General features: G+C 64.9%; 8 protein-coding genes. 4 read left to right on the top strand and 4 right to left on the bottom strand.

What is annotated here, in order from left to right; translation table 11 throughout:
- On the bottom strand, positions 1 to 2,328 hold a 2,328-nt coding region (locus tag VF515_18545), incomplete at its 3' end, for a molybdopterin-dependent oxidoreductase (GenBank protein HEX7409632.1).
- A gap of 43 nt (positions 2,329 to 2,371) precedes the next feature.
- Here VF515_18545 and VF515_18540 point away from each other — a divergent pair.
- From VF515_18540 to VF515_18525, 4 genes are all read left to right on the top strand, one after another.
- Positions 2,372 to 2,515, top strand: coding sequence for a hypothetical protein (locus tag VF515_18540; protein HEX7409631.1), 144 nt, complete (start codon positions 2,372 to 2,374; stop codon positions 2,513 to 2,515).
- 7 nt (positions 2,516 to 2,522) lie between these two features.
- On the top strand, positions 2,523 to 2,822 hold the full coding sequence (locus VF515_18535; protein ID HEX7409630.1) for a type II toxin-antitoxin system HicB family antitoxin: 300 nt from the start codon (positions 2,523 to 2,525) through the stop codon (positions 2,820 to 2,822).
- Positions 2,819 to 3,049 carry a type II toxin-antitoxin system HicA family toxin gene (locus VF515_18530; protein HEX7409629.1) on the top strand — a complete coding sequence of 77 codons (231 nt, stop codon included), beginning with the start codon at positions 2,819 to 2,821 and terminating at the stop codon, positions 3,047 to 3,049. Before VF515_18535 ends, VF515_18530 begins: the two co-directional genes overlap by 4 nt.
- A 245-nt stretch (positions 3,050 to 3,294) precedes the next feature.
- Complete coding sequence (locus VF515_18525; protein ID HEX7409628.1) at positions 3,295 to 3,552, top strand: plasmid stabilization protein; 258 nt, start codon at positions 3,295 to 3,297, stop codon at positions 3,550 to 3,552.
- Positions 3,553 to 3,825: 273 nt separating this feature from the next.
- Here VF515_18525 and VF515_18520 read toward each other — a convergent pair whose 3' ends face one another.
- From VF515_18520 to VF515_18510, 3 genes are all read right to left on the bottom strand, one after another.
- Positions 3,826 to 4,110 (bottom strand): hypothetical protein, encoded by a 285-nt coding sequence (locus VF515_18520; protein HEX7409627.1) that lies wholly within the window; start codon positions 4,108 to 4,110, stop codon positions 3,826 to 3,828.
- A 269-nt stretch (positions 4,111 to 4,379) separates the two neighbouring features.
- The gene (locus VF515_18515; protein HEX7409626.1) at positions 4,380 to 4,673 is read right to left on the bottom strand and encodes a type II toxin-antitoxin system RelE/ParE family toxin; all 294 of its coding nucleotides are present in this window, start codon (positions 4,671 to 4,673) and stop codon (positions 4,380 to 4,382) included.
- Positions 4,670 to 4,927 (bottom strand): addiction module protein, encoded by a 258-nt coding sequence (locus VF515_18510; protein ID HEX7409625.1) that lies wholly within the window; start codon positions 4,925 to 4,927, stop codon positions 4,670 to 4,672. Before VF515_18510 ends, VF515_18515 begins: the two co-directional genes overlap by 4 nt.
- Between the last annotated feature and the right edge of the window lie 112 nt (positions 4,928 to 5,039).

Genomic DNA, 5,039 nt, shown 5'->3' with positions numbered 1-5,039 from the left:
CAGGGTTCGGTACGGACGGTCCTTCTCCACGAAGTCACGGAACGTCGCCACGGGCTCGTCTTGGCGGTAGGAAGAATAGAAGTTGCTTGTCGTCGACTGATCGGGCCCCAGGCTGCGGACCCGCACGGCACCGCCCTGGCGGCGCAAGTCTTCGAGCGTCATGCCGCCCCCGGCGCTGGACGTGCTCAGGATGAAGCGCAGCACGTCTTCTTCGGCGTTGGGGCCGAAGCGGCCATTGTCGCTGAAGCGCGCGTCGAGTGTGGCGATGTCGCAGGGCTTGTCGCGAAAGCTCTTCACCGCAGTGACTCCCCGCTTCTTCGCCTCGGCAGCCACGTGCTGCGCCAGCAGCGAATAGATCTCCCACTCGGGCTTTGCCTCGCCGAGCGGTGGTGTAGCCCGATCTCCGAGCGTGATGTAGGGCACCAAACCGACCAGGTACTTGAACCCGACTTTCTCGTACCAGCCGGCGGCCGGGAGCACGATGTCCGCGTAGCGGGCCGTCTCACTCAGGCGAAAGCCGATATCCACGATGAGCCGTGCCTTCGCGAAGAGCGTCTCACGGACGCGCTGGCCCATGCGCGTGTGGCGGAGGATGTTCCCCAAGATCGACACCACGACCTCGGGCGGTTCCCCTCCCTGTGGCACGCCAATCGGAAAGTGCCCCTTTCTCAGGGCCTCATCCAGGTACGCCTTCGGCGGCCGCGGCAGTGTCGGGTCGCCGTAGCTTGGATTGAGCCGCGCCTCAGCGAGTCCGGCGTGGACCGTATGAAACAGCGTACTCGAAATGTAGCCCGACATGAACTCCGCCTCCGCGGCTTGCGGATTCGCGGCCATGGCAGCGGCGGCCGCCGTCAGAGCGGCCGCATCCAGATTGTCCAGCATACCCACCAGTCCGATGCCCTCGAGATCGATCCATGCGGCCGTGTGCCAGCCGCCGCCGGCGCGACCGAGGTTCCCCGTGAGCGAGGCAAGCAGAAGCTGAGAGCGCTGGACCAGGTCGCTGTGGTAGTTCTTGCATCCGCCTAGCCCGGAGAGAATGAGGGCGGCGGGCGCGCGCGCGAAGTCCCGTGCAAAGTGACGGATCACCTCCGCACCGACCCCGGTGATCCGCGCGGCGTCTTCGGGCCGGAATTTCTGCAGCCGCTCGCTCAGGATGGAGAAGACGGTCCGCACGGGCACGCTCTTGCCTGCGGCGAGGCCCACCTCTTTGCGGACATCGAGCGCCGGGCGCACGCCGTCCGGCAACTTGAGCGTCCGTTCGGAGCTACCCTTCGTGCCCGGCGCCCAGACGAGCGAGCCCTTTACCTCGTCCCACAATGCAAAGCGGTCGTCGCGCCCGCCGTTGAGGATGTCCGACTCGCGTAACAGGCGCTGGTTGTCGCTGCGCACGAGGAACGGCAGGTCGGTTTGCTTCCGCACATAATCAGCCTGAAAGAGGTTCTCCTCCACAATGACCTGGCAGGCAGCCAGCGCCAGCGCGGCGTCGGTACCCGGGTTCGGAGAGATCCACAGGTCGGAGTGGGTCGCGCTCTGGTTGTAGTCGGGAGCGATGGTGACGACCTGTGCGCCACGGTATCGGGCCTCGTTGATGAAGTGCGCGTCTGGAATACGTGTGACCACCGGGTTGATTGCCCACAGCACGAGGTAGCCCGACCGGAACCAATCGTCGGAGCTCCCACCGGTCCATCCGGCACCCAGGGTGATGACCCCGCCGGTCGCCAAGTCCCCTGCGTGAGCCGACGGGTCGGCGACGGGAACGCCAATTTGGCGAAAGAAACGCAGCGTGCCGGCCAGCGTCACGCCGTAGTCGAAGTTGACGCCGAGGTCGCACACCACGCCCCCACCGCCGCGCCGCGCCAGCGTGTCAACGAGCCCGCCGGCGATCTCTCCGAGCGCCTCATCCCAACTGATTCGCTTCCACTGGCCGGCTCCCCGCGCGCCCACCCGCCGCAACGGGTAGCGCACGCGCGTCGCCCCGAGCATCAGGTTGGCACAGGTCGCGCCCTTCTGGCAGCCGCGGGGGTTGAAGTCGGGGACGGTTGCGTTCGACGCCACGTAGGGCGCCGACTGCTCCTCACGCCAGACGATCCCGTCGCGCACGTACAGGTTCCAGGCACAGGCGGCAACGCAGTTCGCGTTCGTATGCGTGCCGCGAGCGACCTTGTCCCAGCGCCAGCGCTCGCGATACAGATCTTCCCATTCGCTGTAAGCGGGAACGGCTCCGGAAGCGGCAAGCGGGCGTTCAGCCCACGCCAGCCCGCGCAGGCTCAGCGCCAGAGCGCCACCGGCGCCGAGTTGCAGAAAGGCTCGTCGGGAAAAGGATGGCATGCTGCATTCTCCCGCGGCTACCGCCAAAGATCAAAGGGTTTCGATGCCTTCGCCAACGCGCGCGGCAGACGTGTCCGAGTTCGTCCAGGAATACGCCGCCGGCATCGGGGGTGCGGTGATCGAGGTAGGTCGCGGGCTCATTCAGGTCCTCGACCTAGACAACGACGCCGGCGCCAGCGTACACTGACGCCACTATGGCCAAGCCCTCCACCAAACTGCGCGCCGCGCGGACGAAGCGCACGGAAACAGTCCAGAGCGCTCGCTACCGCTACACCGCGATCTTCGAGCCCGCCGAGGAAGGCGGCTACGTGGTGACGATCCCCGCGCTCAACGGACTCACCACCGAAGGCGACACACTCGATGAAGCGCGGGCGATGGCTGCGGACGCCATCCGCTGCTACCTCGAGAGCCTGCGCAAGCGCCGCGAGGAGATCCCGGTCGAGCACGGTGTGCCCATTATGCGCCGCATCGCCGTCAGCCTCGCCCGCGCATGAGCCGGCTGCCGGCTTGCACGGCAGCCCAGGTCATCCGAGCACTGAAGCGTGCCGGCTTCGTTTTCGACCACGCGACCGGCTCACACCAGGCGTTCCACCATCCCGGCCGCGACCGCCTCGCCGTCGTCGCCTTCCATCGCGGCGACCTCAAACGTGGCACCCTGCATGGGATCATTAAGCAGGCAGGACTCACCCCCGACGAGTTCATCACACTGTTGCGTAGCTGATCGTTGTGAGTCACCGCCGAGGCAGCCGACGCTGGACACCCCCACAGCGCCCGCGCTACACTCACCTCGTATGCCCAAGACAGCCACCACCACGCGCACCAGCCACGCTCGACCCAGTCGCCGCGTCATTCCGCTTGACGATGAGCCGTTGACCCCTGCCGACCTCAAAGCCATCGAGGCCGGCCGTCAGGCCTTCGCCCGCGGCGACTACTGCACCCTCGACGAACTGAAAGCTGACCTTGCCCGTGATGTGGCGCGTCAACGTCGCCGGCCCCGCGCGAAAAGCGCTTGAGCGCTTCCCGACGCTCGACCGCGAGCGCATCACCGCCGCGCTCGATGAAGTCGCCGTCAACCCGTTCAGCGGCGACGTGCGTAAACTCGGCCCCAACACCTACCGCCGCCGCGTCGGTTCCTATCGCTTCTTCTTCGACCTCTACCCCGAGCTCCACTTCGTGCAGGTGACGGCCATCACCCGCCGCACCACGACCACCTACCGCCGTTAGCCCCCCCGCTGCACCGATCATCTTCTCCTCGCCTTTCAGCCACGTCATGCCCTTCACGCGAACAGCCTTCGTGCCGGCGATCTCAATCATCGCACGTGGAATCACGTGCTCATTACTCAGCTCTTCGCAACAATCATGAAGTAGCGACGCAAAGCACTTTGGATTCGAATGGCCGGTCCGTTCACCCAAAGGAGGGTGGACCGGCGCTTTGCGGCGACCGTCGTGGGTTCGTAACCAGACCAAGAGGCCCGGCATCGAGCAGGACAACCTGGATCACCAGGTATGGCCCTTGAGTTCCGGAGGGAAGAGCTTTCGATCCGAGAGCCGATCCTCGTCCAGCACGCGCACGAGGTAGTCCCCGGTCTCACGCTGATCGTCGGCATCCTTCCCATCGATCCACGACTGCAGCAGCGCAACCGCTTGCGCTCCGCGACTGGCGCTCGGGAGATGGGCGTCAAGGATACGGACGATGCACTCGGCTTCCGGTACCCCGTTGCGCTCTGCTTCGTGCCGCAGACGTTCTTCCAGTTCGGGTGTGAGATTGACCTTCACCGTCATGATCTCCTCATAGCACCGAGCCCTGCGATCTGGAACGGACTCTATCAGGGGCAGTATGAATAGGGACGATGGTACTCTTGGTACGAATCCGTCCCGAACCCGCAGCGAGGAAGTTGCGCGTCGTTGGCCTCATCAACCTCCGAGAAGAAACGTACCATCGTCCCCATTTCCCTACCTCCATGAGAACTCGCTACCTCTGTGCGCCTAACGTCTTGGCGATGAACCGCGCGTTCTGTTCGCGTCGATCTCCATCGCCGGGTTAGCGTGGCTCATCGCCGCTCGCGCCACGCGTCTGGTCTGCGATGCTGGTGCAGCACCGCGATGATGACGGGCACGTCGTCGCCGATAACGAAATACACGGCGTATGGAAATCGACGCAGCAACGCTCGCCGCGTTTCCTCCTCGATTGCGGGGAACTGCCGAGGATTTTGGGCGATGCGCTCGTAAAGTGCGTCCAACTCCAGGGTGAACTCTGCTCCCAGTCCCTCGCGGTTGCTCTCATACCAAAACGCCGCGTCTCGAACGTCCGCCTCTGCCAAGGGACGGACGATCACGTCGATCATGCGCCCGATGTGCGCCTGCGCCCCGCGAGTTCACGAAGCAACTCATCGCGAACGTCTCGCCATGGGCGGCCCGCTTTCGGATCGTTGCGATAATCGGCCAGTCGGTCACGAAGAAGCTGTCGGTGCCAATCAGGCACGCTGACCTTTTGTGGCGCTGCGGCAATTCGATCCCAAAGCGCCTCAACGTACTGGACCTTCTCCTCGACCGGCAGTTCATCGAACCCCGGTGGTGGGACGGGCAATGTCTGAGCCATATACGCGAGACTACTTCAAACCGACTCACGAGCCAATCGGCAAGCCATCCGTCCAGAGACCATCGCGCCGCCAAGCTTGCAGCGAGTCACGCGACGCCGCACACAGCTGCGG

Source organism: Candidatus Binatia bacterium (assembly GCA_036382395.1).
Classification (GTDB): domain Bacteria; phylum Desulfobacterota; class Binatia; order HRBIN30; family HRBIN30; genus JAGDMS01.
Note: the sequence above shows the minus strand (reverse complement) of the source record. Positions and strands in the feature narration are given on the sequence as shown.